Genomic DNA, 26,203 nt, shown 5'->3' with positions numbered 1-26,203 from the left:
AGGCGCTCGGGTCAGATCGGGCCGATTCTGCCGGAAGCGCCCACCGGTCAGGCGGACGCGGGCAGATCGGGGGCGGACTCGCGCACAGTCAGGCGGGTCGGGAGGATCAAGGGGCTGGGGCGGTGTCCTTCGATGGCACTGACCAGCATCCTGGCCATCTCCTGCCCCAGCGCCCGTACCGGCTGATGGACCGTGGTCAGCGGCGGGCTGGTGTGCCGGGCGCTCGCCAGGTCGTTGAAGCCGATCACCGCGACGTCCTCGGGCACCCGGAGTCCCCGTTCCCGCAAGGTGCGCAGCGCGCCGATGGCCATCGCGTCGGAGGCCGCGAACACCGCGTCGGGATCGGGGTGCGCCCGGAGCAGCCGCTCCATCGCCTCGGCGCCGCCCTCCTCGGTGAACTGCCCGGGCTCGACCCCCAGCAGGGGCAGGCCGGACAAGGTCAGACCGTCGGTGAACCCCTGCTCCCGCGCGACCGCGGCCCTGGCGTCCACCTGGCCGGTGATCATGACGGGCCGTCGGCGGCCCGTACGCGCGAAGTGCTCGGCGGCCAGGCGGGCACCGCCCCGGTTGTCGGCGTCCACGTACCACGTGGGCTCCCCGATGAGCGGGAGCCCGCCGAAGACCACGGGCAGATCGACCTCCTCGCCCAGGCGGCCCAGCGGATCGTCACCCCGCAGCGCCATCAGCATGACGCCGTCGGCCCGGCGGGAGCGCAACAGCCGCTCGAACCTCTCCCGGCCGCGCGGGGTGTTGGCCAGCAGCAGGATCAGTTCCAGCTCGGTCTGCTCCAGCGCCGCGCTGACGCCGACGATGACCTCCGCGAAGAACGGGTCCGCGAACAGCCCCGGTTCGTCGCTGGAGAGCGCCAGCACCACCGCTCCGACCTTGCGGGTCGCGAGGGCCTGCGCGGACGGATTGGGCACGAAGTCCAGCTCGCGCACCGCCCGTTGGACCGCCTCACGCTTGGCGCGGCTGACGTGCGGGGCGTTGTTGATCACCCGGGAGGCCGCGGTGCGCGACACACCGGCGCGTGCGGCCACCTCGTCGAGGGTCGGCATGCGCTTGGGTGACGGCTCCATGGAAGAACTGCTCCTCGGGCTCACGCGGACGGTGGACGGCGGACAGCGAACAGCGAACAGCGAACAGCGAACAGCGGCCATGATTCCATGCACCGCCCGACTTCGGACCTGCACTCGGACGTCGTCCTCGGTCTCGATCTGGTAGCGCTTCCAACCAATGACGCCATACCGGCCACGCCGGTAATTCCGCGTTCAACCACTTGACACACCCCGGTTACGGCCCCAATCATCCCCTCAGCGCGATTCGACCCCACACCAAAACTGGAAGCGCTTCCACTTCCCCACCCCCACCGGAGGAAGAACCATGCGCAAGTCCGTCCGAGCCGCATCCGCCCTGCTGGCCGGTGCCCTCACCGCCGGTCTCTCCCTGCTCAACGCCGGCCCGGCCTACGCCGCCGACCCGACCACCATGACCAGCGGCTTCTACACCGACCCCGACAACTCCGCCCTGCGGTGGACCAACGCGAACGCCGGAGACGGGCGGGCGGCGGCGATCCGGACGTCCATCGCCAACACCCCGGCGGCCCGCTGGTTCGGCAACTGGAGCGGCGACATCGGCGCCGCCACCGGCGCCTACGTCGGCCGCGCGGACTCCTACGACAAGTTGCCGGTCCTGGTCGCGTACAACATCCCCAACCGGGACATCTGCGCCGGCCAGTCCGGCGGCGGCGCCGGGAGCCGCGCCGCGTACGACGCCTGGATCGCCGCCTTCGCCAGTGGCATCGGCAGCCGCCCGGCCGTCGTGGTCCTCGAACCCGACGCGCTCGGCCACGAGAGCTGCATGACGGCCACTCAGATCGCCGAGCGCAACGCCATGTTGAAGAACGCGATCGCCCAGTTCAACGCCAAGGCACCCAACACCTGGGTCTACCTCGACGCAGGGAACCCCGGCTGGGTCGGCGCCTCGACCATGGCGCAGCAGCTCGCCACCGCCGGGGTCAGCGGGGCGCGGGGCTTCGTGCTGAACGTCTCCAACTACTTCACCACCGACCAGAACACCTCGTACGGCAACGCGGTCAACTCCGCCCTGGCCTCCTACGGCTACACCAAGCCGTTCGTCGTCGACACCAGCCGCAACGGCAACGGCTCCAATGGCCAGTGGTGCAACCCCGCCGGCCGCCGGATCGGCACTCCCACCCAGCGCGGCGGCGGCGCCGAGATGCTGCTATGGATCAAGGTCCCCGGCGAGTCCGACGGCAACTGCGGTGTCGGGTCCGGTTCCTCGGCCGGACAGTTCCTGCCGGAGGTCGCCTACAAGATGATCTACGGCTACTGACCCGCCCCCACCCCCCTTCCCTCGCCGAAGACCGGGCCCCTGCGCCGGGCGAGCCCAGCGGTCCGACGCCAGGGCCCGGCACCCGAGCAGCCCTACCGAAGGAACCCCGTGCGCATCCCCCTGCACCGATCAGTCCCGGCAGCGAGCGCGCTCACGCTGCTCTTCGGCGCCGTCACCCCGGCCTCCGCCGCCGAGGCGGGCTCCCACACGCTTCCCGCCAACACCCGCTTCTACGTCGATCCCGACAGCGACGCGGCCCACCAAGCCGTCACCGACCTCATCCACCGGGACTTCGAGGACGCCAAGTCGATGGCGAAGCTGGCCAGTTGGCCGGAGGCCGCCTGGTTCACCGACGGCACCCCGGAGCAGGTCGAATCCCGCGTACGCGACCTCGTGCGCCGGGCCGAACGGACCCGGACCGTTCCCGTTCTGGTGGCCTACGACATCCCGCTGCGCGACTGTTCCCAGTACTCCTCCGGCGGTGCGCGGTCAGACGCCGAGTACCAGGCCTGGATCAGCGCCTTCGCCCGGGGGATCGGCCGCAGCAAGGCCGTCGTCATCCTCGAACCGGACGGGCTGGCCAACCTCCCCTCCGACTGCGGGCCCGACAGCGACCCCACCGGCGCGATCACCACCGGACGCTACGCCGACCTCACCCACGCGATCGACGCCCTGGAGCGGCAGCCGAACAGCGTGGTCTACCTGGACGCCGGCAACAGCCACTGGCGCAGCGTCGGCGACGTCGCACAACGCCTCCTCCAGGCAGGTGTCACCCGTACCCAGGGCTTCTCCCTGAACGTCTCCAATTATCTGGCCACCGATCTGTCCACCCACTACGGCACCTGGGTCTCCCAGTGCCTGTGGTTCGCAACCAAGGGCCCGGACTGGGCCAAGGGGCACCCCGATTGGTGCGCGAGCCAGTACTACTCCCCCGCGGCACCGAACGACGGGCAGCCGGGGAACGCCGTGAACGTGGACGACCCGTCCACCTGGCACTGGACCGACCTGTGGTTCCAGCGGAACGTCGCCGCCCCGCCCGCCCAGGAGCTCACCCATCTCGTCGTGGACACCGGCCGCGACGGCCGGGGCGCCTGGACCCCGCCCGCGGGCAAGTACAGCGGCGATCCGCAGACCTGGTGCAACGCTCCCGGTCGCGGCATCGGGGCCCGGCCGACCGCGAACACCCGTGTCCCGCTCGTGGACGCCTACCTGTGGATCAAGACCGTCGGCCAGTCCGACGGCGAGTGCAACCGCAGCATCCCGGGCGGCACCATCGACCCGGAGTACGGCGTCGTCGATCCCGCGGCCGGTGTGTGGTGGCCGGAGCAGGCCAAGTCCCTCGTTCGCAACGCCGCCCCCGCACTGGAGTTCAACACGGCCCTGCGCTGACCGGAGACGCGAACTGAAGGAATTACCCGTTCATGGCGGAATCCCGCATGGCGGGATCTCGCCTAGCGGCCGCCGTTCTGATTTCGTCTGAGCTTCGGCAGCAGCCCAGTCGAGCGATCCTCATCGAAATATTTTCGATGAGGATCGCTCTATGAAAAGCGGCTATCGGGCTATTCAGAGGGACCGAATTCTCGAAAGCCTTTCGAAAGTCTTGACATGTTTCTGTCGTGTTTCCAGACTGAAGCCCGAGGCGGTACCCCCGCCTGTGTCCGGGTGCTGGGTTCCGGCCTTGGATCTTTACGCCCCGGCTGTGAGCGTCCTTTGCCAATGGACGCGGGGTCGTTCGCGCGGATTGTCCCTGCCGCGCTCCAATCCCTTCCGTGATTTCTGTCCTGGAGGCTCTTTCATGGGCTCAAATGCCATTCCCCCATCCACCGTCCGCCGGAAGGTCGGCGTTCTTCGTACGGCGCTGGTCGCCGGCGCCCTCGCTTCGGCCGCCGTGCTGGTGGCTCCGCCGGCCTCACACGCCGCCGCGAACACGCTCGGTGGCGCCGCGGCGCAGAGCGGCCGCTACTTCGGCACCGCCGTCGCCTCGGGCAGGCTGGGCGACTCGGCGTACACGACGATCGCGGGCCGCGAGTTCAACATGGTGACCCCCGAGAACGAGATGAAGATCGACGCCACCGAACCCCAGCAGGGCCAGTTCAACTTCGCCGCAGGTGACCGCGTCTACAACTGGGCGGTGCAGAACGGCAAGCAGGTACGCGGCCACACCCTGGCCTGGCACTCGCAGCAGCCCGGCTGGATGCAGAACCTCAGCGGCAGCACGTTGCGCCAGGCGATGACCAACCACATCAACGGCGTGATGGCCCACTACAAGGGCAAGCTCGTCCAGTGGGACGTCGTGAACGAGGCCTTCGCCGACGGAAGTTCGGGGGCCCGGCGCGACTCCAACCTGCAGCGCTCCGGCAACGACTGGATCGAGGTCGCCTTTCGCACCGCGCGCGCCGCCGACCCGTCCGCCAAGCTCTGCTACAACGACTACAACGTCGAGAACTGGACCTGGGCGAAGACACAGGCCATGTACGCCATGGTCCGGGACTTCAAGCAGCGCGGAGTGCCGATCGACTGCGTCGGCTTCCAGTCCCACTTCAACAACGACAGCCCGTACAACGGCAACTTCCGCACCACACTGCAGAGTTTCGCCGCCCTCGGCGTCGACGTGGCCGTCACCGAACTCGACGTCCAGGGCGCGTCGGCCACGACCTACGCCAACGTGACCAACGACTGCCTGGCCGTCCCGCGCTGCATGGGCATCACCGTCTGGGGTGTGCGCGACACCGACTCCTGGCGGTCGGAGCAGTCGCCGCTGCTGTTCGACGGCAACGGCAACAAGAAGCCCGCCTACACCTCCGTGCTGGGCGCGCTCAACGCCGGTTCCTCCACCCCCACCCCGACCCCCACGCCCGGTTCCGGACAGGTCAAGGGCGTCGGTTCGGGCCGCTGCCTGGACGTGCCCGGCGCCGGCACCACCGACGGCACCCAGCTCAACCTGTGGGACTGCAACAACCGCACCAACCAGCAGTGGTCCTACACCGCCGCGGGCGAGCTCAGGGTCTACGGCGACAAGTGCCTGGACGCCGCCGGCACCGGTAACGGCACCAAGGTCCAGATCTACAGCTGCTGGGGCGGCGACAACCAGAAGTGGCGCCTCAACTCCGACGGATCCATCGTCGGGGTCCAGTCCGGCCTCTGCCTGGACGCCGCCGGCACCGGCACCGCCAACGGCACCCTGATCCAGCTCTACTCCTGCTCGGGCGGCAGCAACCAACGCTGGACCCGCACCTGACGAACCGTCACGGCGAAAGGGTGAACCGTGGAACCGATGAAGACCTACGGTGCGGCCTCCCCCGCCCCTCCACGAAGGCATCCCTGGTGGCCCCGGTTGGCCGCCGTGGTGGCGGCGACGCTCGCGATCGGCATGCTCTTCGCGGTGAAGCCGGCGCCCGCCGAGGCGGCGACGGTGGACGGCAATGCCTGGTACGTCCTGATCAATCGCAACAGCGGCAAGGCGTTGGACGTCTACGGCGCGTCCACCGCCGACGGCGCGCGGGTCAGTCAGTGGACGCGCAACGACGGAGCCAACCAGCAGTGGCAGTTCGTGGACTCCGGCGGCGGCTTCTACCGGCTCAAGGCCCGGCATTCGGGCAAGGTCCTCGACGTGGCCGGCGCCTCGACCGCCAACGGCGCCGCGATCACGCAGCGGACCGACGGCAACGCGGCCAACCAGCAGTTCCGACTGGCCGACTCCGACGCGGGCCACGTCCGGCTGATCAACCGCACCAGCGGCAAGGCCGTCGAGGTGCAGGGCGCTTCCACCGCCGACGGCGGCAACGTCGTCCAGTACGGCGACTGGGGCGGCGCCAACCAGCAATGGCAGCTGGTCAAGCTGTCGTCCGGCGGCGGCGGATGCGGCAGCGCCCCGACGCTGGCGAGCGGTACGCACACGATCCAGAGCGGCGGCAAGAGCCGCAGCTTCATCCTCAGGGTTCCCGACAACTACTCCACCAGCCATCCCTACCGGCTGATCTTCGCGTTCCACTGGCGGGGCGGAACCGCCGGCGACGTCGCCTCGGGCGGAACGAGCGGGAGCGCCTGGTCCTACTACGGCCAACAGGAGCAATCCAACAACAGCGCGATCCTCGTCGCCCCCCAGGGCCTCGACAACGGCTGGGCCAATCCGGGCGGTGAGGACGTCACCTTCGTCGACGACATGATCCGGCGGATCGAGGGCGGCCTCTGCGTCAACCCGGCGCAGCGTTTCGCCACCGGTTTCAGCTGGGGCGGCGGAATGAGCTACGCACTCGCATGTACCCGGGCGAACGTCTTCAGAGCCGTCGCGGTCATGTCCGGCGCCGAGATCAGCGGGTGCAGCGGCGGCACCCAGCCCATCGCCTACTTCGGAATCCACGGCGTCAGCGACTCCGTCCTCAACATCGCGCAAGGAAGGTCCCTGCGCGACAAGTTCGTCAGCAACAACGGCTGCACTGCACAGAGCCCGCGCGAGGCCGCGCCGGGCAGCCGTACGCACATCACCACCACCTACTCGGGCTGCCGTGCCGGATACCCGGTCCAATGGGCCGCGTTCGACGGAGGCCACTTGCCCGGTCCGGTCGACGGCTCCTCCAACGAGAGCGGCGTCACCACCTGGACCAAGGGAGAGATCTGGAGGTTCTTCGCACAGTTCTAGCGACACAGTTCCAGCGACACGCCCGCACCATGGAGTGGAGCCAGGATCATCCTGGCTCCACTCCGTCGTGTCCACCGATCGCAGCGCTTCCCGCAAGACACCTTCGACAGTACGGTCGCGCGCACCACCTACGGCCGACGGAGGATTCCGCATGTCCGCACGCTGCTTCGAGCACTACGCGCCCGGTCAGCACGGCCGGCTGCCGCTGCCCCGGCTGGACCTAGTGCTGCGACCGGGAAGGTTCACCGGGAGCGGCCCACCGCACCAGGGTTTCCGGTGCGGCGGGCCGGCAGCAGGGCGTGGTGGGCGTTCAGGAGCAGAGCGCACCATTGAGCGTGTAGCGCGCCGGGATCGCATTGGTGCCCGAATACGTCGCCTGGAAGCCGAAGCCCACGCTGCCGCCGGACTCCAGCGTGCCGTTCCACCCGGCGTCCCGGGCGGTGACCGTACTGCCCGACTGGGTCACCGTGGCGTTCCAGCCGTTGCTGATCCGCTGATCACCCGCGAAGCTCCAGCCGAGGGTCCAGCCGGAGATCCTCGAGGTGCCGGTGTTCTTCACGGTCACCGTCGCGGTGAAACCGTTGCCCCAGGAGTTGTCGATCCGGTACGCCACCGTGCAGGCGGCCGCCGACGCGTCGTCGTCCGCCTCCGTCGCCGTGAACGCCGCCGACTGCACGCCAGGGCCCCCGACCGTGAAGGTCGCGCTGCCCGAAGACGCGTCGGAGTCCTGCGCGGCGAGGACCGAAACCTGCTGCGCCGTCGCCCAGTTGGCCGGGCTGAAGACCAGGGTTGCGGCTGCCGACAGGTCCTCGTCGCCGGAGCTCCGGGCCACCGTCACCGTCACGTTCTGCGCGGGCGCGGCCGAGAGCCGCACGCCCGCCGTCGCCGAGCCGCCCTCCGGGACCGTCACGGCCGCAGGCGCCACCTGGACCACGGGCGCCGCCGGGGCACCGCGCCGCTCGGCCGCGAAGGCCGCCAGCCAGGCCAGCGAGGCGTTCCAGTTGATGGCCACCTCGTTCGTGGAGTACGAGCCGATGTCGTCCACGTAGCACGCCGCCGGTGCGCAGCCCGTCAGCTTCTCCTTGGCCACCGGGTCCTCCAGACCGGCGTTCGGCCCTCCCGCGAAGGAACCGGCCGGCGGGTGCGGCAGCGAGGCGTCGTTCTGATGCGCCCAGAACCGGTGGTGCTGGTTCTCGGAAGTGCGGTCGCCGTAGCCGGTGACGTAGGAGAGGTCGAGCACGTTACGGCCGAGCAGGTAGTCCAATGCCTCCAACGCTCCTGAGCGGTAACGCTGTTGGCCGGTGATCTCGTACGCGACGGCCAGCACCATCGCGTTGTTGGTGACGGCACTGTTGGAGCCCCACACGTACCCGGTGGCGGCGAGCGGCACCGCGTAGCCCTGCCCCGACATCGTGGACAGGTGGCCGTCGGCCGCCGTGGTCAGCAGGCCGCGCAGCCGCGTCACGTCGTCGGCGGGCAGGCCCGCGCCGGGGACGGTGGCGAGGGTGATGCGGCCGAGCGTCGCGGTGCCGCCCCACCAGAACGCGTCGACGGGCTTGGCGTGGTGCGGGGAGGAGGTGACGGCGTCCCGGTACTGGGACTCGCCGGTGGTGGCCAGGAGTTCCGCCGCCGCCCAGTAGAACTCGTCGGAGACGTCGGCGTCCTCGTACGCCCCGCCGCCGGTGCTGTCGCTCGCCAGGGCGAGCACGTTCGGATTCGCCTTGGCGGCCGTCCAGGCCCGGCGGGCCGCGTCCAGGCAGCGCGCGGAGAACGCGGCATCGTACGGCGCGTACACCCGGGCACACTGCGCGGCCGAGGCCGCCAGGTTCAGCGTCGCGGCAGTCGACGGCTTGTGCAACTCCCGCTGCTCGGCGTCCAGTTCCGGCCGGGTCGGCAAGGCGGTCCACTTGGCATCGTGCATCTTGTGGAAGGCCATCCCGGCCATCGGCTTCCCGGCCGGGACCTGCATCCGCAGCAGGAACTCCAACTCCCAACGTGCCTCGTCCAGTACGTCCGGCGTCCCGTTTCCGCGCTCCGGCACCCGCAGCGTCGCATCGCCGAGGGCCGCATCGCCGCCCGAACGGCGAGCCCGCTCGAAGGAGTTGACCATCTCCCAGACCGAGATGCCGCCGTTGACCACGTACTTGCCCTGGTCGCCCGCGTCGTACCAGCCGCCGCGCACGTCCAGTTGGTAGTCGCACACCCCGGCTTGGCAGGGGACGGCGGTGTCGCCCTTGTTCGGGGCGACGCCCAGGTGCCCGGCGGGGCGGGCGTACGCGCTGCCGCCCACCAGGGCAGCATCGATCGCGATGCCGCTGCGCTGCTGGTAGAAGAACGACATGCTGTCGGCCCGCAGTCCGTCGTACAGCGAGGCGGAGATGCCGAAGGGGTGGCTGGTCCGGCCGTCGACGACCAGGGTGAAGCCTGTGCCGGTGCCGGTGTACGCGCCGAAGTCAACCAGGTGCGTGGACTGGCCGGACGCCTGGTCGGCGCCGCGCACCACGGTGGCGCCCGAAGCGGCCACGGTGCCGGAAGCGTCGCGCAACAGCCAGGCGAGCGGGGCGGTCGCGGAGCTGGCCACGGTGGCCCGCTTGGGGCCGTCGGGCAGGTAGCCGAGCTGGTTGACCCGGACGGGCGAGTCGGCAACGGCGGCCGCGGTGGCGGCAGCCGCGACCGGAACGGTCAGGGCGGTCGCGGACAGGGCGCCGACCGCCAGCGCGAAGCCGGCGAGCACTGCGGCCGCGCGACGTGGCACGCCGCGGGCGGAGGTGACAGGAGGCACGGTGAAGCCTTCCTCGGTGGATGAGGGGCAGAGTGGGAGCGCTCCCAATCAAGCCAGGCCCCTGCCGGACCCGTCAAGCCACCGGTACGAACCGGTAGTCGAGCGAACCGCACCCGAGACCGGGCCGACTGCCACCACAGCTCCGGCACACGTGCACGGGTGGCCCGAAACCGACGACCAGAGGTGACGTCGGCCCCGCGGAGCAGACTCGTCCGCCCCAACCCCCAACCGCTGAGCCACGCGCACCGCCCGCCGGGATCAGGGGATGCCTGGTCGATCAGGGTCGGATAGGCCTGGCCGGCTGGTGTCGTGGATTGCAGGGCGACCGTCGACAACCTGGCAAGGCGAGGCAAGGCGCGGCGCGGCACCAGCCGACCTTGCTCCACCAGACACTCCCCAGTGCCGTGGCCGGAAAGGCTTGCCGGTCGCGGCTTCCGGTGTGGTGCATCGCAAGGCGGAGGCCCACGTCTCGTACTGGACGTACTTGCGCAGTCCGACAACGCGGCGAGGTCCCGAGCCGGGCGCCGTGGCCCGGTGAACCCTTCCGGTCACAGCACCGGGCCGGTCGGCCACGCGCATGCCTGGGCGTCGACGGACGGCCGGCCAGTCGTGCACCACGTGGAGTCGGCGTCCGTCCGGGAAGGTGCCGGTCGCGGCGGCAGGGACACGGACAGGTCGCGCCTGCCGCCGCCGGGCGTCGGCGCCAGCCGGTCAACGTCGGCCGGTCGGCCGGTGACCGGGCAAGGTCGCACCCCGGCACCGGGCCGACCCAGGCGATCCGGCCCGCGCCGCCGCAGCGGGTGACGAGGGCGGGCCGACAACAGATGTGCAGGTAGTCGCACTCGGTCGGCACCGCAGCCTCGGCGACTGCGAAGGGTCTACCCACCGGGGGCGAGGTCACGCGGAGCGGGCGACGAACCTCCCGGCCGCCCGACACCCCTCACCGCCGGCGGAGCCGCGGATCGGCGTCCGCCTGCTGCAGGTCGCCGCACCGCGAGGTGGGGGGCCTCAGACGCCCGGGGCGTTGCCGTAGTAGGCGTCCGGTCCGTGCTTGCGGGTGAAGTGGCGTTCCAGTAGATGCCTCGGCGGTTCGGAGGTGTCTCCGAGGCGGGAACCCAGGGCCAGCGTGTGCAGCGCCATCTCCGCCACGGCCTCGCAGACGATGGCGTTCTCCAGCGCGGCCTTCGCGGTGGCTCCCCAGGTGAACGGACCGTGCCGTGAGACGAGCGCGCCGGGGACCTCGTCGGCCCGGCGGGGGTCGCCGTCGAGATGGGCGACGATCACCTGTCCGGTGTTGTACTCGTAGTCCTGCGCGCACTGCTCGGCGGTGAGGTCCGCCGTCACGGGGACGGGGCCGTTGAAGGTGTCGGCGTGCGTCGTGCCGAGCACGGGGATCGGGCGGCGCGCCTGGGCGAAGGCGACGGCGTGCGTCGAGTGCGTGTGGGTGACGCCGCCGATGGAGGGGAAGGCCCGGTAGAGGCACCGATGCGTTTCGGTGTCGGTGGACGGCCGGAGGTGTCCGTCGACGACCCGCCCGTCCTCCAGCGCCACCACCACCAGGTCGTCCTCGGTGAGGTCGGCGTAGGAGACCCCGGACGGCTTGATGACGAAGACGCCGGCGTCTCGATCCACTCCACTGACGTTTCCCCAGGTGAGGGTGGCCAGACCGGCCTCCGGGATGCGCAGGTTGGCCGCGAGGACCTCGCGACGGAGGTCCTTGGGAATGGTCTCGCTCACTACGCTCTCACCGTCTGTCTGACATGCGCGGCGGTTTTCTCCGGACCGGCGTCCCGCTGGCCCCGCGGTCGCGCATGAGCGGGCTGGACTGATCGGGGCCGCGCCCGGCGTCGCGGCTGCGCTGTCGCAGCTGTCCCACCCACCCGGCTACCCCGATCAAATGGAATTGTTAACGCTAACAAGCAGTAACCTCAAGAGGGTGGGAGAAGATTCATGCCCACACCATGCGACCCACGCTGCATAATGTGAACGCCCACATCGATCCTGATCGACGAACTCCCGGCCGGGCCGGGATATGCGCGCGCCGCGGCCGGTTCGGTACCTTGAGGGAAGGCCGCTCGATCTTGAGGGAAGGCCGCTCGATGAGGAAAGGAAGAGAGTTGACCCAGCTCCCAGACGTCTCGCGAGCGCCCACCATGACGGACGTCGCACGTGTCGCCGGCGTATCCCATCAGACCGTTTCGCGGGTGCTCAGCGACCACCCGAACGTCAGCGCCAAGACCCGGGCCGCCGTGACGCAGGTCATCGAGCAGCTGGGGTACCGCCGCAACTCGGCGGCCCGGGCCCTGGCCACTCGCCGGACCCACACGCTGGGCGTCATCGCGGTGAACACCACTCTGCACGGGCCCGCCAGCACCGTGGCGGGAGTCCAGGAGGCGGCTCGGGACCGCGGCTATCTGATGTCCGCCGTCACGCTTCGGACCGCCACGCAGACGGCCCTCGCCGAAGCCATGCAGCACCTCGCCGCGTGGGGCGTGGAGGGGATCGTCGCCGTCACCCCCCAACGCGCCGCGGTGAGGGCCCTGGCGGCATTGGAAGCACCGTGCCCGGTGGTCACCGTGGAAGGCGGCCACACCCTCGACCTGCCGGGGGTGTCGCTGGACCAGAGCCTCGGCGCTCGTATGATCACGGAACATCTCCTCGCGTCGGGCCATGCCACCGTATGGCATGTCGCGGGCCCTCCCGACTGGCTCGAGAGCGAGGCCCGCACCCAGGGATGGGAGGACGCGCTCCGAGACGCCGGCGCCGAGGTGCCGCCCCTGCTGCGCGGCGACTGGAGCCCGCTGTCGGGATACCAGGCCGGCCAGCAGCTCGCGGGCCGCTTCCTGGCGTCACGTGGGCAGGGCGCGGGCCTCACCGCCGTGTTCGTCGCCAACGACCAGATGGCCCTCGGCGTCCTACGGGCCTTGCGTGAGGCGGGCCTGCGCACGCCGGAGGACGTGGCGGTCGGCGGCTTCGACGACATCCCCGAGGCCGAGTTCTTCCCGCCCCCGCTCACGACGATCCGTCAGGACTTCGCCTCGATCGGCCGCGACAGCATCGGGCTGCTCCTGGACCACATCGAAGGCCGGACCGACGAGTCGACGCACCTGGTGGTGGCGCCCGAGCTCATCGTGCGCGCCAGCACGGCCCGCAGGATCACTCCCCCCGGCACATGACCCACGACTGCCCCCCGACCGACCGCTGTATGCCGTCCGTCGGCCCCTTCTACGGGAACCCGGGTCCCGGGGTCACCTCGTACGGGGAAGGGCGCCGCGGCCACGAACCACCGCCCGGCGCCCTTGCGGCACCGGACACGCAAGCCGCCGCCCGGCGCCCTCGCGGCACCGGACGGCGGCGCCGGCCGACGCCGCCCCTCTCAGGCGTCGACCGTGGTGAAACGGTGGATCGTGGTGGACCGGTACAGCTCGCCCGGGCGCAGCAGGACCGTCGGGTAGTCGGGGCGGTTCGGCGAGTCCGGGAAGTGCTGGGTTTCCAGCGCGATCCCCGCGTAGGCCTGGTAGGGCCTGCCTCCCTTGCCCGTGATGTCGCCGGTCAGGCCTTGGGCGGTGTAGACCTGGATGCCCGGTTCCGTGGTGAACACGTCCATCCGGCGGCCGGATGCCGGCGCGTACAGCACGGCGGCCTTGTGGGGACGGCCTCGCCGGGCGCCGTCGAGGACCCAGTTGTGGTCGAAGCCGCCACCGGCCAGGGCCAGTTGCGCATCCGTATGGGTCAGCGCGTCGGAGAGCCGCCGGGGCCGACGAAGGTCGAACGGGGTACCGCTGACCGAGCGGTGGGGACCGTCGGGGATCAGCTCGCTGTCGACGGGGGTGTAGCGGGAGGCCTCGACCTGGAGATGGTGGGCCAGGACGTTGCCGCGCCCCTCCCCTTCGAGGTTCCAGTAGGCGTGGTTGGTGAGGTTGACGATCGTCGGCGCGTCGGCGACTGCCTGGTACGACACGGTCAGGTTGTCGTCCCGGTCCAGCGTGTAGGTGACGCGGACGTTGAGGGCGCCGGGGAATCCCTGGTCGCCGTCGGGGCTGTGCAGGAACAGGCGGACACCGGTGCGGTGCATGGAGTGGAAGGGTTCGCACCGCCATACGCGCTGGTCGAACCCGTCGGGACCGCCGTGCAGCGCGTGCCCCGTCTCCTGGGTGGCGAGCCGGTGGTTGACGCCGTCGACGACGAGCCGGCCGCGCGCGATCCGGTTGGCGTAACGGCCCACCGTAGCGCCGAAGTAACGTGCGGAGCCCTCGCAGGCTGCGGGGTCGCGGGAGGCGAGCACCACGTCGGCGGTGTGGCCCCAGCGGTCCGGCAGGATCAGGGAATGGAGGCGGGCGCCGCGCGTGTGGACCTCCGCGCAGGCCCGTCCGGGGAAGCCGAACCGCCATCTCTCCCCCGGTCCTTCATCGTCCAGGCGCAGGGGGCGGACCGTCCGCGGACCGGCGGCGGTCCGCCTGGGCTGGGCGGCCTGGTCGACAGATTCGTATGCGTGTTCCATTGCGGCATTCCCTGGAAGTCGGTCCACCGCGGTCGCGCGCCGGGAAGCGGGCTGCGATCGCGGCGCGCGACCGCGGTGGCACGGGCTGATGGAGTCAGTCGGTGGCGGGGCGGCGGCCGCTCATCAGACGTTGCAGCACGATGAACACGAGCAGCAGGGCGCCGATGACGATCCGGGTCCACCAGGAGCTGAGCGTGCCCTGGAAGTTGACGACCGTCTGGATCATGCCGAGGACGAGCACGCCGAGGGCGGTACCCAGGACGAAGCCCGAACCGCCGGTCAGCAGCGTGCCGCCGATCACGGTGGCGGCGATCGCGTCGAGTTCCATGCCCATGGCGTGGAGGGCGTAGCCGGAGAGCATGTAGAAGGTCAGCAGCACGCCGCCGAGTGCGGAGCACAGGCCGCTGACGGCGTACACGGCGATCTTGGTGGAGCCCGCCGGAAGACCCATCAGGCGTGCGGAGGACTCGTTGCCGCCCAGCGCGTAGACGTTGCGACCGAAGCGCGTGTGGTGCAGTACGACGAAGGCGATCACCAGCACGGCCAGGGCGATGACCACCGGGATCGAGACGAACAGGCCCCCCGGGCCGTACAGCCGGGTCTGCGCGATCCCGGCCGTGGTGGGGTCGCTGATCGTGATGGATTCGGTGCTGATCGTGTAGCAGAGCCCGCGGGCGAGGAACATGCCCGCCAGGGTGACGATGAACGGCTGGATCTCGAAGGTGTGGATGATCCAGCCCATGAGCGTCCCGCTCGCGGCGCCGACCAGCAGGACGAGGGGGATGACGGCGGCCAGTGGCCAGCCGTGCGACTCGACCAGCCAGGCGGTGAGCATGGTCGACAGGGCCACCATGGAGCCGACGGACAGGTCGATGCCGCCGGTGAGGATGACGAAGGTCGCCCCGACCGCTACGACCAGGAGGAATCCGTTGTCGATCAGCAGGTTCAGCACGACTTGCGCGGAGAGGAAGCCCTCGTAGCGCAACGATCCGACGCTGAACATGGCGACCAGCAGGGCGGCCGTGACGATCAGTGGGATACGGGTCCGGGTGCGCGGCGACACGGTCGCGAAGGGGCGGGTGAGCCCAGCGGCGGCGCTGGCGATGCCGGTACTCATGCGCCTGCCTCCTGCTGCTGCGGGGCGGCGCCCGCTGTGGTGTGGGACCGGGGGGTGGTCGTCCTGCGGCGGCGCAGGACCTTGGCCCGGAAGACCGGGGACTGCACGAGGCAGACGACGATGACGACGAAGGCCTTGAAGACGAGGGTGGTCTCGGGTGGGACACCGAGGGTGTAGACGGTCGTGGACAGGGTCTGGATGATCAGGGCGCCCAGGACGGTGCCGCCGAGGGAGAAGCGTCCTCCGGTCAGGGCGGTACCACCGACGACGACGGCGAGGATCGCGTCGAGTTCGATCCACAGGCCGGCGTTGTTGCCGTCGGCGCTGGAGACGTTGGAGCTGATCATCAGCCCGGCTACGGCGGCGCACAGCGCGCTGAAGACGTAGACCAGGGCGAGCAGACCGCCGGCCCGGATGCCGACCAGGCGGCTGGCGGCGGGGTTGCCGCCGACGGACTCGATCAGCATGCCGAGCGCGCTGCGGCGGGTGACGAAGGCGGTGAGCGCGACGAGGGCGGCCGCCAGCAGGACGGCGAACGGGAACGTCAGCCAGTAGCCGCCTCCGATCATCTTGTAGGGGGCGCTGGTCACGGTGATGATCTGGCCGTCGGTGATCAGCTGGGCCACGCCTCGGCCCGCGACCATGAGGATCAAGGTGGCCACGATGGGCTGCACCCCCAGCCCGGACACCAGGAAGCCGTTGGACAGGCCCAGCACGAGGGCGACGCCGAGCGCGAGGGCGGCGGCCGTGAGCATGGTGGCGACACTGCCGGGATCCGGGGCCATGGAGATGTGCCCGCAGGCGAGGGCGCCGGCGATGGCGACGGTGGAACCCACCGAGAGGTCGATCCCGCGGGTGGCGATGACGAGGGTCATGCCGAGCGCCACCAGGACGAGGGGTGCGCCGAACTGCAGGATGTCGATGAGGCTGCCGTAGAGATGGCCGTCGCGTACCCGGACCGAGAAGAAGTCGTGCTGGAACGCGAGGTTGCCGAGGAGCAGGGCAAGCAGGATGAGCGCGGGCCACAGCAGGCGGTGGCCGGCCAGTCGTCTCCCGATTCCGCCGGCCGCCTCGGACTTGGCGGGTTGTGTGGTCATGAGTCCGTTCCGGTGGCGATGGTCGTGAGGATGCGTTCGGGCGTGACGGTGTCGTCGTTCGCGAGGGTGGCCACCATGCGGTGGTCGCGGAGCACGGCGATGCGGTGGCTCAGGCGCAGGACCTCTTCGAGTTCCGCCGAGATGAACAGCACGGAGGTACCTTCGCCCGCCAGGCGGGCCACCAGCTTCTGGATCTCCGCCTTGGCCCCGATGTCGATGCCCCGGGTGGGTTCGTCGAGGATCAGGAGCCGGGGGTCGGTCAGCAGCCAACGCGCGAGGAGGACCTTCTGCTGGTTGCCTCCGCTGAGGTGGCGTACCTGCGCTTCGGGGTCGCCGGGCCGGATGTCCAGGGCTTCGATCCAGTGCCGCGCCAGTTCGTCCTGCTTCGCCCGGGACAGCGGCCTGGTCCAGCCGCGGGCGGCCTGCAGGGCGAGGATGATGTTCTCGCGGACCGTGAGCTCGCCCACCAGCCCCTCGGACTTGCGGTTCTCGGAGCAGAACGCGATGCCCCGGGCGATGGCGTGGCGGGGGGTGCGCAGGGCCACCTTCTCGCCCTCGATGCTCACCTCTCCGGCGTCCGCGCTGTCGGCGCCGAACAGGAGGCGCGCCACCTCGGTGCGGCCCGAACCCAGAAGCCCCGCCAGCCCGATGACCTCGCCGGCGTGGATGTCGAGGTCGTACGGTTCGATCGAGCCCGTGCGGGTCAGTTGTCGCGCCCGGAGGAACGGCACGTCGGCCGCGCGTACGGCCGCTTCCTCGCGGGCCCGGCCGGACAGCTGGTCGAGGGTGGCCAGTTCTCCGCCGATCATGCGCTGTACCAGCGTCACCGGCGTCAGTTCCCCGATGGGGTACTCGCCTTCCAGTTGGCCGTTGCGCAGGATGGTGACGCGGTCGCAGAGGTCGAAGACCTGGTCGAGGAAGTGCGTGACGAAGAGGATGGCCACGCCGCGATCCCGCAGGCGCCGCACCAGGGTGAAGAGCTGGGCGACCTCCTCGCGGTCCAGGCTGGAGGTGGGTTCGTCCAGTACGAGCACCTTCGCCGAGACGTCCACCGCCCTGACGATGGCGACCAGTTGCTGTACCGCCAGCGAATGCGAGTCGAGCAGACTGGTGACGTCGAGGTCGAGGTCCAGTTCCGTCAGCAGCTCGGCCGCCCGCTGCCGCATCGCAGACCAGTGGATGAGACCGAACCGGCGCGGTTCGCGCCCGATGAGGATGTTCTCGGCGACCGAGATGTTCGGGCAGAGGTTCACCTCCTGGTAGACGGTGCTGATGCCGGCCTGCTGCGCCTGGAGGGGGTCCGCGAACGCGTGGGGCCGGCCGTCGACCACGAGGGTGCCGCCGTCGGCGGGGTGGACACCGGTGAGCACCTTGATCAAGGTGGACTTCCCGGCGCCGTTCTCGCCCATCAGGGCGTGCACCTCACCGGGGAAGAGCCGCAGGGCGACTCCGTCGAGGGCGAGCACGCCCGGGAACTGCTTGCGGATGCCCTGGGCTTCCAGGACGGGTCGCGGGGCGCCCGCGGCCGTGGGCCGCGGGGTGGACGGGGATGCCATCCGCCCTCCTCTCATGGGTGGGGTGGTGGAGCGGGCTGCCGACACTGGAGGAGGCACCTGGGTCGTCTCTTTCCGGTCTTGTCGACCGAGTTCCGGCCTGGTCGGCCGAGCCGAAAGAGACGCCTGGGACGGGCCTCCTCCCGCACTGGAAGCTGCCGCGTCAGTAGCTCCGGGACGGCAGCGCGGCCGCGGCCTTGTCCTGCGGGAAGACACCCTCCTGGGTCTCGATACGAGGCGGCACGCTCTCCCCCGCCGCGACCTTCTTGGTCAGCTCCATCAGCTGGTCACCGAGCATCGGGTTGCACTCCACCACGACGTTGATCTTGCCCTCGGTCATCGCGACGAAGGCGTCCTTGATCCCGTCCACCGAGATCACCTTGATGTCCGTACCGGGCTTCTTGCCGGACTCCTCGATGGCCTGGATGGCACCGAGGGCCATGTCGTCGTTGTGGGCGTAGAGGACGTCGATGTCCTTCTGGGACTTCAGGAACGCCTGCATGACCTCCTTGCCCTTGGCGCGGGTGAAGTCGCCGGTCTGCGAGGCGACGATCTTGAACTTGCCGTCGGCGTGGATGGCGTCGGCGAAGCCGGCCTTGCGGTCGTTGGCGGGTGCGGAGCCCGTGGTGCCCTGGAGCTCGACGATGTTGACCGGGCCCTGCTCGTTCGCATAGGCGGCGGTCAGCCACTCGCCCGCGGACTTGCCCTCCTTGACGAAGTCCGAGCCCAGGAAGGTCTTGTAGAGGGAGGTGTCCTTGGTGTCCACGGCGCGGTCGGTGAGGATGACCGGGATGCCCGCGTCCTTGGCCTCCTTCAGCACCGTGTCCCAGCCGGACTCCACGACCGGCGAGAAGGCGATGACGTCGACCTTCTGCTGGATGAAGTTGCGGATCGCCTTGATCTGGTTCTCCTGCTTCTGCTGCGCGTCGGAGAACTTGAGGGTGATCCCGGCCTTCTTCGCCGCCTCCTGGACGGACTTGGTGTTGGCGGTGCGCCAACCGCTCTCGGCGCCGACCTGGGCGAAGCCGAGCGTGATCGTCTTGCCGGATCCCGCCTTGGCCTCCGAGGGGGAGCTGGAGGCGGGGCTGCTGGTCGAGCAGGCGGTCAGCGAGGAGGTGAGGAGGGCGGCGGTGAGGACGAGAACTGCTCTGCGAGCCATGTCGGGATTCCTTTCAGGGTGTACAGGAAGAGGCGCCGCACGGCCGGGGCCGGGCTTGCCCACCAGGAGTCCCAGGAGTGCCGCGGGGCACGACGACCTTGGGTGGCCGGCGTCCGGATCCGCAGGAGAGGGACCCCCTTGGGAGGGGGCACCGTGGCATTGTGAGCGCTAACAAGCCCGGTACTCAACCCCCTTGCGCACGTTACCTCCCCGTTACCGCCTCGAGCGGGCCGACGAGGCAGGCCTCGATCCGCTCGCCAGGCCATCGGCTTCACCACCCGGATTGAGGGCGCAACCCGCTCCACATCGACGACGGATCACTGCCGGCTGGTCGCATACGGAGGCCACTGCGCCGATGGCGCTCACACGTGATCCATGCAGACCCCTTGCCCCTCGACATTGTTAGCGCTCACAATGCATTGCATTGGACCACCCGGCCGACCGCCACGATCGCGGGCGGCATCGCCGCCTGCCGGGCCGCCGCCTGCCGCCCCGCGGCTCCTTCGAAAGGCACTCCGTTGACCTCACCCAGTCCCCTCGCGCCCACCCCGTTTCCCGAGGAATCGGAGCGGTACACGGTCGGCGTCGACTTCGGCACGCTGTCGGGCCGCGCCGTGGTGGTGCGGGTTCGCGACGGTCAGGAGCTGGCCGCGGCGGTCCACGTGTACCGGCACGGCGTCATCGACCGCTACCTGCCGCACGGCGGTGCGCCACTGCCTCCGGACTGGGCCCTGCAACACCCTCAGGACTGGCGGGACGTACTGCGCCACGCCGTCCCGCAGGCCGTGGCCGCGGCCGGGATCGACCCCGCCGCGGTGATCGGCATCGCCACCGACTTCACCGCCTGCACCGTCCTGCCCACCCTGGCCGACGGGACCCCCCTCGCCGAGACCGACCTCGCCGGACGGCCGCACGCGTGGCCCAAACTGTGGAAGCACCACTCCGCCCAGTCGCATGCCGACCGCATCAACGAACTCGCCCACGCCCGCGGCGAGAAGTGGATCGCCCGCTACGGCGGCCGGATCTCCGCCGAGTGGCAGTTCGCGAAGGCCCTCCAGGTCCTGGAGGAGGATCCGCTCGTCTACGCCACCTGCGCGCGGTGGATCGAGGCCGCCGACTGGATCGTGTGGCAGCTCACCGGCGCCGAGTCCCGCAACGCCTGCACGGCCGGATACAAGGGCATCCACCAAGACGGCACCTACCCGAGCGAGGAGTACCTGGGCGCGCTGAACCCCCGGTTCGCCGACTTCGCGCGCACCCGCCTCGAATTCCCCCTCTCCGCGCTGGGCTCACGAGTGGGCTCGCTCAGTACGGAGGCGGCAGCGTGGACGGGGCTGCGCCCCGGCACAGCCGTGGCCGCGGGCAACGTCGACGCCCATGTCACCGCGGCGGCGGCCCAGGCCGTGGAGGACGGCCAGCTGCTCGCCATCATGGGGACCTCCACCTGCCATGTCGTGAACGCCCCCGTCCTCGCCGACGTACCCGGCATCTGCGGTGTCGTGGCCGGCGGGATCGTGGAGGGGACCTACGGCTACGAGGCCGGCCAGAGCGCGGTCGGCGACATCTTCGCCTGGGTACTGGAGCAAGGCGTCCCGGCGGACTACCTCGCCGAGGCCGCCGACCGCGGCGAGGACCTGCACACCCTGCTGACCCGCAAGGCCGCCGGCCAGCCGGTCGGCGGACACGGACTGGTCGCCCTCGACTGGCTGAACGGCAACCGTTCGGTCCTCGTCGACCACCACCTCTCCGGAGTCATCGTGGGGCTCACCCTCGCGACCCGCCCCGAGGACGTCTACCGCGCGCTGCTCGAAGCCACCGCCTTCGGCACCCGCGTCATCGTGGAGGCGCTGGAGAGCGGCGGCGTACCGGTGCACGAGTTCATCGTCGCCGGCGGACTGGCCAAGAACGAGCTGCTGATGCAGATCTACTCCGACGTGCTGCGCCGCCCCGTCTCCCTGGCCGCGTCCGACCAGGGCCCCGCCCTCGGGTCGGCCATCCACGCCGCCGTGGCCGCCGGCGCGCACGCGGACGTACGCACGGCCACCGCCGCCATGGGCCGCCGCCTGCCCGCCGTCTACACGCCCGACGCCTCCCGGGCCGACGCCTACGACGCCCTCTTCGCCGAATACCGGCTCCTGCACGACCACTTCGCCGTCGGCGGCCTGCTGCACCGGCTGAGGAGCATCCGCGACACGACCCACACGGGGGGCTAGGAGGTTGTCCGGCGGGCCCGTCCCTGATCCCCCGGACACCACCTGAGCCCGCCCCGCTGTTCGTAAACCACTTCCCCACCCGCCCGCCGCCCTCACCCCCGTTGCGGGACGTCACCTTCAGGAGTCCATGTGCCCAGCCCGACATCTCCCGCCCAGGAAATCTGGTTCCTCACGGGCAGCCAAGGCCTGTACGGGGAGGAGACCCTGAAGCAGGTCGCCGAACAGTCCCTGCAGATCGCCACCACCCTGGCCGACGTCTCCGGCATTCCCGCACGTGTCGTGTGGAAGCCGGTACTCACCGACGCCGACGCCATCCGCCGGACATGCCTCGACGCCAACGCCGACGACCGGTGCATCGGGCTCATCGCCTGGATGCACACCTTCTCGCCGGCCAAGATGTGGATCGCCGGACTGGACGCGCTGCGCAAGCCGTTGCTGCACCTCCACACCCAGTCGAACGTGGCCCTGCCCTGGGACACCATCGACATGGACTTCATGAACCTGAACCAAGCCGCCCACGGGGACCGCGAGTTCGGGCACATCCAGGCCCGTCTCGGCGTCCCCCGCAAGACCGTGGCCGGCCACGTCTCCGATCCGGTCACCACCGCACGCGTCGCGGTCTGGGCGCGGGCGGCCGCCGCGCGATCCGAACTGGCCACCCTCAAGGTCGCCCGCTTCGGCGACAACATGCGCGACGTGGCCGTCACCGAGGGCGACAAGGTCGAGGCCCAGTTGCGCTTCGGCGTCTCCGTCAACACCTACGGCGTCAACGACCTGGTGGAGGTCGTCGACAGCGCGGACGAGAGCGAGGTGGCTTCCCTCGTCGAGGAGTACGCGGACCTGTACCACCTGGCGCCGGAACTGCGGCCGGGCGGCGAACGGCACGACTCGCTGCGTTACGCGGCCCGCATCGAAGCCGGCCTGCGCACCTTCCTCGAAGCGGGCGGCTTCGAGGCCTTCACCACCAACTTCGAGGACCTCGGCGGACTGCGCCAGCTGCCCGGCCTCGCGGTCCAGCGGCTCATGGCCCAGGGCTACGGCTTCGGAGGCGAGGGCGACTGGAAGACCGCCACCCTGCTGCGCGCCCTCAAGGCGGCCGCCACCGGTCTCCCGGGCGGCACCTCCTTCATGGAGGACTACACCTACGACATGACGCCCGGCAACGAGCTCATCCTGGGCGCACACATGCTGGAGGTCTGCCCCACCATCGCGACCGCCAGGCCCAGCTGTCAGATCCACCCCCTCGGCATCGGCGGCCGGGAGGACCCGGTGCGCCTGGTGTTCGACGCGGCCCCCGGGCCGGCCGTGGTGGTCGGGCTCGCCGACCTCGGCGACCGCTTCCGCCTGGTCGCCAACGACATCGACGTGGTGGCGCCCCCGCACCCGCTACCCGCCCTGCCCGTCGCCCGCGCCGTCTGGCGGCCCCGCCCCGACCTGCGGACCTCCACCGAATCCTGGCTGACGGCCGGAGGGCCGCACCACACCGTCCTCAGCACCGCCCTCACCTCCGACCACCTCGACGACCTGGCCGAGATGCTCCGCATGGAACTCGCGCTCATCGACGACACCACCACCCCGAAGGAGTTCCGGCGCGATCTCCGCTGGAACCAGGCCTACCACCGGCTCGCACTGGGATTGTGAACCGCTCGGAGAGCGTGTGACGGGGGACGCGTGGAGGCCGGGCAGGCCCTGAGGGCCTGCCCGGCCTCGTCGTACGCGGAGCCGTCTCCGGGCGGGGCGCTCTGTTATTCGAGCAGCTCCGCGTACGAGCCCATGGCCAGGGCGATGTCCGCCTGGGCCCAGAACCGGTGGTAGGTGAAGACGGGCGCGGCGCCGCCCGCGAGGTAGGCCTCGACCTTCGGCCAGGCCGGGTCGTTCTTGTAGAAGCCACGGATCGAGGCGAAGGTGGACGAGGAGTTCACCGCGTCGCCGTTCGGCATCTTTCCGGTCCAGGTGCTGGGCACGTACACCGGGTCGTTGAAGCGCTTGTAGTCGGTCCGGGTCTCCTGGACGGAGAGGCCCAGCGGGTCCTGGTGGTGGGCCCACATGCCGTCGAGCAGGGCCCTGGCAACCCTCTTGGCCTCGGCGTTCCCGGACTTCGCGGCGTAGTAGGTCAGGGTCTTGGCGTATGCGGCGGCCACGCCCACGTCATCGGTGTAGTCGGCGACAGTGACGTGCAGGCCCGCGTTGGCGCCGGGAGCCGACGCGTTCCAGGTGTCCGGGGCGCCGGACCACTTGAGGGTGGAGGGGATCCGGTAGGTGCCGTCGGGGTTGATCGTGGTCTTCGACAGGGCCCAGCCGACCCACTTCTCGAGCAGGGCCTTGGCGCCCGCGTCGCCCGTCTGCTCGTAGAGCTCGGCGACCCGCTCCATGGACCAGGCCTGGAAGCCGAACCACTGGTTGGACGGCGGGTCCTGGTAGACCGGCTTCTCGTCGTAGAAGAGGCCGTGGAAGGTGGGGGTCCCGGCCGGGGGCTGTGCGTAGCGCCCCTGCCAGCTGTTGGTGGCGCCGCCCGCGATGGCGCCCTCGTCGGACTGGAGCCAGCGGTAGAACTCCAGCTGCCGGTCGAGGCTGGTCGCCCAGTCCGTGGCCCCGGTCGGCGACTTGGGCTTCAGCGGGGCGTACTCGCTGAGCGCGTACGCGGCGAGGGGGTTCTGGTATCCGCTGTGCGCGTGGCTGGAGCCGATCCGCCAGGACCAGCCGGCCGCGGTGTCGGTGGCGCCGCCCCAGGCGTAGTACCAGGACATCAGGTAGTGCGCGCTGTCCTTGCCGGTGCCCGCGGGGCAGACGGTCGGGCCCACGCAGTTGCCGGCCTTCTTGAAGTACTTGTCGAACATGGAGTACCGCAGGTAGTCGCCCATCTTCGCCGCCTTGGAGACGGTCGCGCTGACCTGGGTTCCCTTGCCCTGCTCCTTGGCCCACACGTCGGCCCAGTAGGCGGCCTGGATGGCACGCGCGTCGGCGTCCGGGGCATCGGTGAACTTCCACTGCTTGGCGTAGGAGGCGTCCCCGGTGAAGAGGTCGAGGTAGCCGTTCTTGCCGCCGTAGGTGAAGTTGTCGCAGGTGGGGTGCGGCACGGTCTCCCAGACCGATTCCTCGGGGCCGCGCTGGAAGGTGTTGATGTACGAGGGTCCGGTCGCGGTGGGTCCGGCGGAGCACTTTCCGGGCTCGTTGCCGTAGCCGTAGACGTTGTCGACGTCCTGGAGCCAGTGCATGCCGTAGATGTCGTCCGTGCCGTACGCGCTCTTCAGCTCACCGGCGATCGGGTCCGCACCGGCGGAGACTCCTCCGTCGAGCTTGGCCGGGTACTGCGAGGGGAGGTCCTGCTCGGGCGCGTAGGTGGCGGGCTTGGAGGCGTTGTAGGTGCCCGTCGTGGGCTGATCGGCATGGGTGGGGATCATGAACTTCTCCATGGTCTCCCACGCACCGTTGAACTTGGTCCAGTCCCCGGTGATCTTCCCGTACATCGCCTGCAGCCAGATCAGGTAGCTGTAGGCCTCGGAGGTCGTCTCGTGGCCCTGGTCCGGGGCCTCCACGATCAGCGTCTCGACGGAGTGGTACGGGATGCCCTCGGGTGAGAAGTAGCCGTTGGCCGGGTTGGTGATCTTCCCGTAGAGGTCGAGGAAGTGGGCGTCGTACGTGGAGTCGGCGGCCAGCTCGGCGACCGTCACCTCGGCCTTGGCGTGGCCGGGGGCGGTGACGGTGAAGACGGCGGAGCCGCTGCCGGTGGTACCGGCGGTGACCGTCACCTTCTGGGCGGTGTTCCAGTTCGCCGGGGTGAAGGTGAGCGCGGCGGGTGCCGCGGTGAGGTCGGTGTTGCCCGAGGTACGGGTCACGCCCACCATGACGTTCGCGGCCGGCTGCTTGGAGAGCTTCAGGTCGAAGGTGCCCGTCTCCCCGCGGCGCACGGAGAGCTGCGCGGGGGTGGCGACGAGCGCGGGGCCCGCAGCGACGGTGATGCCGACGGGGGCCGACTCGGCGGAGGCCCCGAGGCTGTCGTAGGCCTTGGCGTAGAGGGAGTGGGAACCGGCTGCGAGGCCGGTGGCATCCAGGGTGAAGGGCGCCGTGGTGTCCGTGCCCAGGAGCGTGGTGTCGCTGTAGAACTCGACCTTGCCCACGGTGGCGCCGTCGGCCGCGGCGGCGGTGGCGGCCAGCGGGACGGGGGTGCCCGCCGTGTAGACGGCGCCCGCGGTGGGGCTGGTCAGGACGGCGACCGGGGGCTGGTGGGCTCCGGTGCACGGCGTGCCGTTGACGGCGAAGGAAGTGGGGGCGGCGTTGGTCCCGCTGTAGCTGAACTGGGCGCCGGCGGTGACGGCCGCGCCCGCGGCGACGGTCTTGTTCCAGTCCGGGGCCGAGACGCGGACGCTCTTGCCGGACTGGGCCCAAACGCCGTTCCAGCCGTTGGTCAGCTGCTGGTTGCCGGAGTAGTCGTAGGTGAGGTTCCAACCGTCGAGAGCGGTCGCGGACCGGTTGGTGAGGGTCAGTTCGGCGGTGAAGCCCGAACCCCAGTCGTTGGTCTTGTAGTCGACGCTGCACTGCACCGCTGCGGCCGCGGCGGTGGTGGCGCCGACGGCCGTGAGTCCCAGGGGGAGGGAGAGGGCCACGGCAGTGGCGGACGCGGTGAGCAGTTTGCGTCGTCCGTGGAATCTGGGTGGGGGGTGTGACGACATGCGGATGGTTCTCCTCGCGGCTCGGGGAGACGGGATGGGAGGAGCGGCAGCGCACAAGCTCTGAACCAGTGGGAGCGCTCCCACTGTGCAGACGTGTCGGGATGGCGTCAAGACGTG

General features: G+C 70.4%; 16 protein-coding genes. 7 read left to right on the top strand and 9 right to left on the bottom strand.

From position 1 onward, the window contains the following. Positions 1–47: 47 nt before the first annotated feature. The gene (locus ACZ49B_RS27285) at positions 48–1,079 is read right to left on the bottom strand and encodes a LacI family DNA-binding transcriptional regulator (RefSeq protein ID WP_266659518.1); all 1,032 of its coding nucleotides are present in this window, start codon (positions 1,077–1,079) and stop codon (positions 48–50) included. Positions 1,080–1,383: 304 nt separating this feature from the next. Between ACZ49B_RS27285 and ACZ49B_RS27280 the strand changes: the two genes are divergently transcribed. From ACZ49B_RS27280 to ACZ49B_RS27265, 4 genes are all read left to right on the top strand, one after another. Next, the gene (locus ACZ49B_RS27280; RefSeq protein ID WP_468310909.1) at positions 1,384–2,355 is read left to right on the top strand and encodes a glycoside hydrolase family 6 protein; all 972 of its coding nucleotides are present in this window, start codon (positions 1,384–1,386) and stop codon (positions 2,353–2,355) included. A 108-nt stretch (positions 2,356–2,463) separates the two neighbouring features. After that, positions 2,464–3,744 carry a glycoside hydrolase family 6 protein gene (locus ACZ49B_RS27275; protein WP_468310906.1) on the top strand — a complete coding sequence of 427 codons (1,281 nt, stop codon included), beginning with the start codon at positions 2,464–2,466 and terminating at the stop codon, positions 3,742–3,744. Between the two features lie 406 nt (positions 3,745–4,150). Then, a complete protein-coding gene (locus tag ACZ49B_RS27270) occupies positions 4,151–5,593 on the top strand; it encodes an endo-1,4-beta-xylanase (protein WP_468310903.1) in 1,443 nt (480 codons plus the stop codon). Positions 5,594–5,629: 36 nt separating this feature from the next. Further along, entirely contained in the window at positions 5,630–6,994 is a 1,365-nt protein-coding gene (locus ACZ49B_RS27265; RefSeq protein WP_468310901.1) for an RICIN domain-containing protein, read from the top strand. Between the two features lie 310 nt (positions 6,995–7,304). Here ACZ49B_RS27265 and ACZ49B_RS27260 read toward each other — a convergent pair whose 3' ends face one another. After that, positions 7,305–9,776, bottom strand: coding sequence for a glycoside hydrolase family 9 protein (locus tag ACZ49B_RS27260; protein WP_468310898.1), 2,472 nt, complete (start codon positions 9,774–9,776; stop codon positions 7,305–7,307). 1,008 nt (positions 9,777–10,784) lie between these two features. Beyond that, positions 10,785–11,513: an L-ribulose-5-phosphate 4-epimerase AraD gene (gene araD / locus ACZ49B_RS27255; RefSeq protein WP_468310895.1), complete on the bottom strand. Its 729-nt coding sequence runs from the start codon at positions 11,511–11,513 to the stop codon at positions 10,785–10,787. A gap of 362 nt (positions 11,514–11,875) precedes the next feature. On the opposite strand from araD, the gene ACZ49B_RS27250 reads away from it, so the two are divergent. Further along, positions 11,876–12,952 (top strand): LacI family DNA-binding transcriptional regulator, encoded by a 1,077-nt coding sequence (locus tag ACZ49B_RS27250; protein WP_468310892.1) that lies wholly within the window; start codon positions 11,876–11,878, stop codon positions 12,950–12,952. A gap of 200 nt (positions 12,953–13,152) precedes the next feature. Here ACZ49B_RS27250 and ACZ49B_RS27245 read toward each other — a convergent pair whose 3' ends face one another. The 5 genes from ACZ49B_RS27245 to ACZ49B_RS27225 form a co-directional block, all read right to left on the bottom strand. Then, on the bottom strand, positions 13,153–14,277 hold the full coding sequence (locus ACZ49B_RS27245) for an aldose epimerase family protein (RefSeq protein WP_468310890.1): 1,125 nt from the start codon (positions 14,275–14,277) through the stop codon (positions 13,153–13,155). A gap of 94 nt (positions 14,278–14,371) precedes the next feature. Continuing rightward, the gene (gene yjfF / locus ACZ49B_RS27240; protein ID WP_468310887.1) at positions 14,372–15,394 is read right to left on the bottom strand and encodes a galactofuranose ABC transporter, permease protein YjfF; all 1,023 of its coding nucleotides are present in this window, start codon (positions 15,392–15,394) and stop codon (positions 14,372–14,374) included. Beyond that, complete coding sequence (locus ACZ49B_RS27235) at positions 15,391–16,491, bottom strand: ABC transporter permease (protein ID WP_468310884.1); 1,101 nt, start codon at positions 16,489–16,491, stop codon at positions 15,391–15,393. Before ACZ49B_RS27235 ends, yjfF begins: the two co-directional genes overlap by 4 nt. Continuing rightward, positions 16,488–18,047 (bottom strand): sugar ABC transporter ATP-binding protein, encoded by a 1,560-nt coding sequence (locus ACZ49B_RS27230; RefSeq protein WP_468310881.1) that lies wholly within the window; start codon positions 18,045–18,047, stop codon positions 16,488–16,490. The genes ACZ49B_RS27235 and ACZ49B_RS27230 overlap by 4 nt, the downstream gene beginning before the upstream one ends. Before the next feature lie 160 nt (positions 18,048–18,207). After that, a complete protein-coding gene (locus ACZ49B_RS27225; RefSeq protein WP_266659540.1) occupies positions 18,208–19,203 on the bottom strand; it encodes an ABC transporter substrate-binding protein in 996 nt (331 codons plus the stop codon). 518 nt (positions 19,204–19,721) lie between these two features. Between ACZ49B_RS27225 and ACZ49B_RS27220 the strand changes: the two genes are divergently transcribed. Beyond that, positions 19,722–21,416 carry a ribulokinase gene (locus tag ACZ49B_RS27220; protein ID WP_468310878.1) on the top strand — a complete coding sequence of 565 codons (1,695 nt, stop codon included), beginning with the start codon at positions 19,722–19,724 and terminating at the stop codon, positions 21,414–21,416. Between the two features lie 129 nt (positions 21,417–21,545). Continuing rightward, complete coding sequence (gene araA, locus ACZ49B_RS27215; protein ID WP_468310876.1) at positions 21,546–23,057, top strand: L-arabinose isomerase; 1,512 nt, start codon at positions 21,546–21,548, stop codon at positions 23,055–23,057. Positions 23,058–23,161: 104 nt separating this feature from the next. Here the strand turns inward: araA and ACZ49B_RS27210 are convergent, their stop codons facing one another. Next, on the bottom strand, positions 23,162–26,086 hold the full coding sequence (locus tag ACZ49B_RS27210; protein ID WP_468310873.1) for a glycoside hydrolase family 48 protein: 2,925 nt from the start codon (positions 26,084–26,086) through the stop codon (positions 23,162–23,164). Between the last annotated feature and the right edge of the window lie 117 nt (positions 26,087–26,203).

This window comes from Streptomyces sp. NPDC031132 (genome assembly GCF_055570595.1).
This window is presented reverse-complemented; position numbering and strand designations above follow the sequence as displayed.

Bases quoted from the DNA above. Each gene is read 5' to 3' on its own strand.
- ACZ49B_RS27285 (WP_266659518.1), bottom strand. From the start codon at position 1,079: ATGGAGCCGTCACCCAAGCGCATGCCGACCCTCGACGAGGTGGCCGCA.
- ACZ49B_RS27280 (WP_468310909.1), top strand. From the start codon at position 1,384: ATGCGCAAGTCCGTCCGAGCCGCATCCGCCCTGCTGGCCGGTGCCCTC.
- ACZ49B_RS27270 (WP_468310903.1), top strand. From the start codon at position 4,151: ATGGGCTCAAATGCCATTCCCCCATCCACCGTCCGCCGGAAGGTCGGC.
- ACZ49B_RS27265 (WP_468310901.1), top strand. From the start codon at position 5,630: ATGAAGACCTACGGTGCGGCCTCCCCCGCCCCTCCACGAAGGCATCCC.
- ACZ49B_RS27250 (WP_468310892.1), top strand. From the start codon at position 11,876: ATGAGGAAAGGAAGAGAGTTGACCCAGCTCCCAGACGTCTCGCGAGCG.
- ACZ49B_RS27245 (WP_468310890.1), bottom strand. From the start codon at position 14,277: ATGGAACACGCATACGAATCTGTCGACCAGGCCGCCCAGCCCAGGCGG.
- yjfF (WP_468310887.1), bottom strand. From the start codon at position 15,394: ATGAGTACCGGCATCGCCAGCGCCGCCGCTGGGCTCACCCGCCCCTTC.
- ACZ49B_RS27235 (WP_468310884.1), bottom strand. From the start codon at position 16,491: ATGACCACACAACCCGCCAAGTCCGAGGCGGCCGGCGGAATCGGGAGA.
- ACZ49B_RS27230 (WP_468310881.1), bottom strand. From the start codon at position 18,047: ATGGCATCCCCGTCCACCCCGCGGCCCACGGCCGCGGGCGCCCCGCGA.
- ACZ49B_RS27225 (WP_266659540.1), bottom strand. From the start codon at position 19,203: ATGGCTCGCAGAGCAGTTCTCGTCCTCACCGCCGCCCTCCTCACCTCC.
- ACZ49B_RS27210 (WP_468310873.1), bottom strand. From the start codon at position 26,086: ATGTCGTCACACCCCCCACCCAGATTCCACGGACGACGCAAACTGCTC.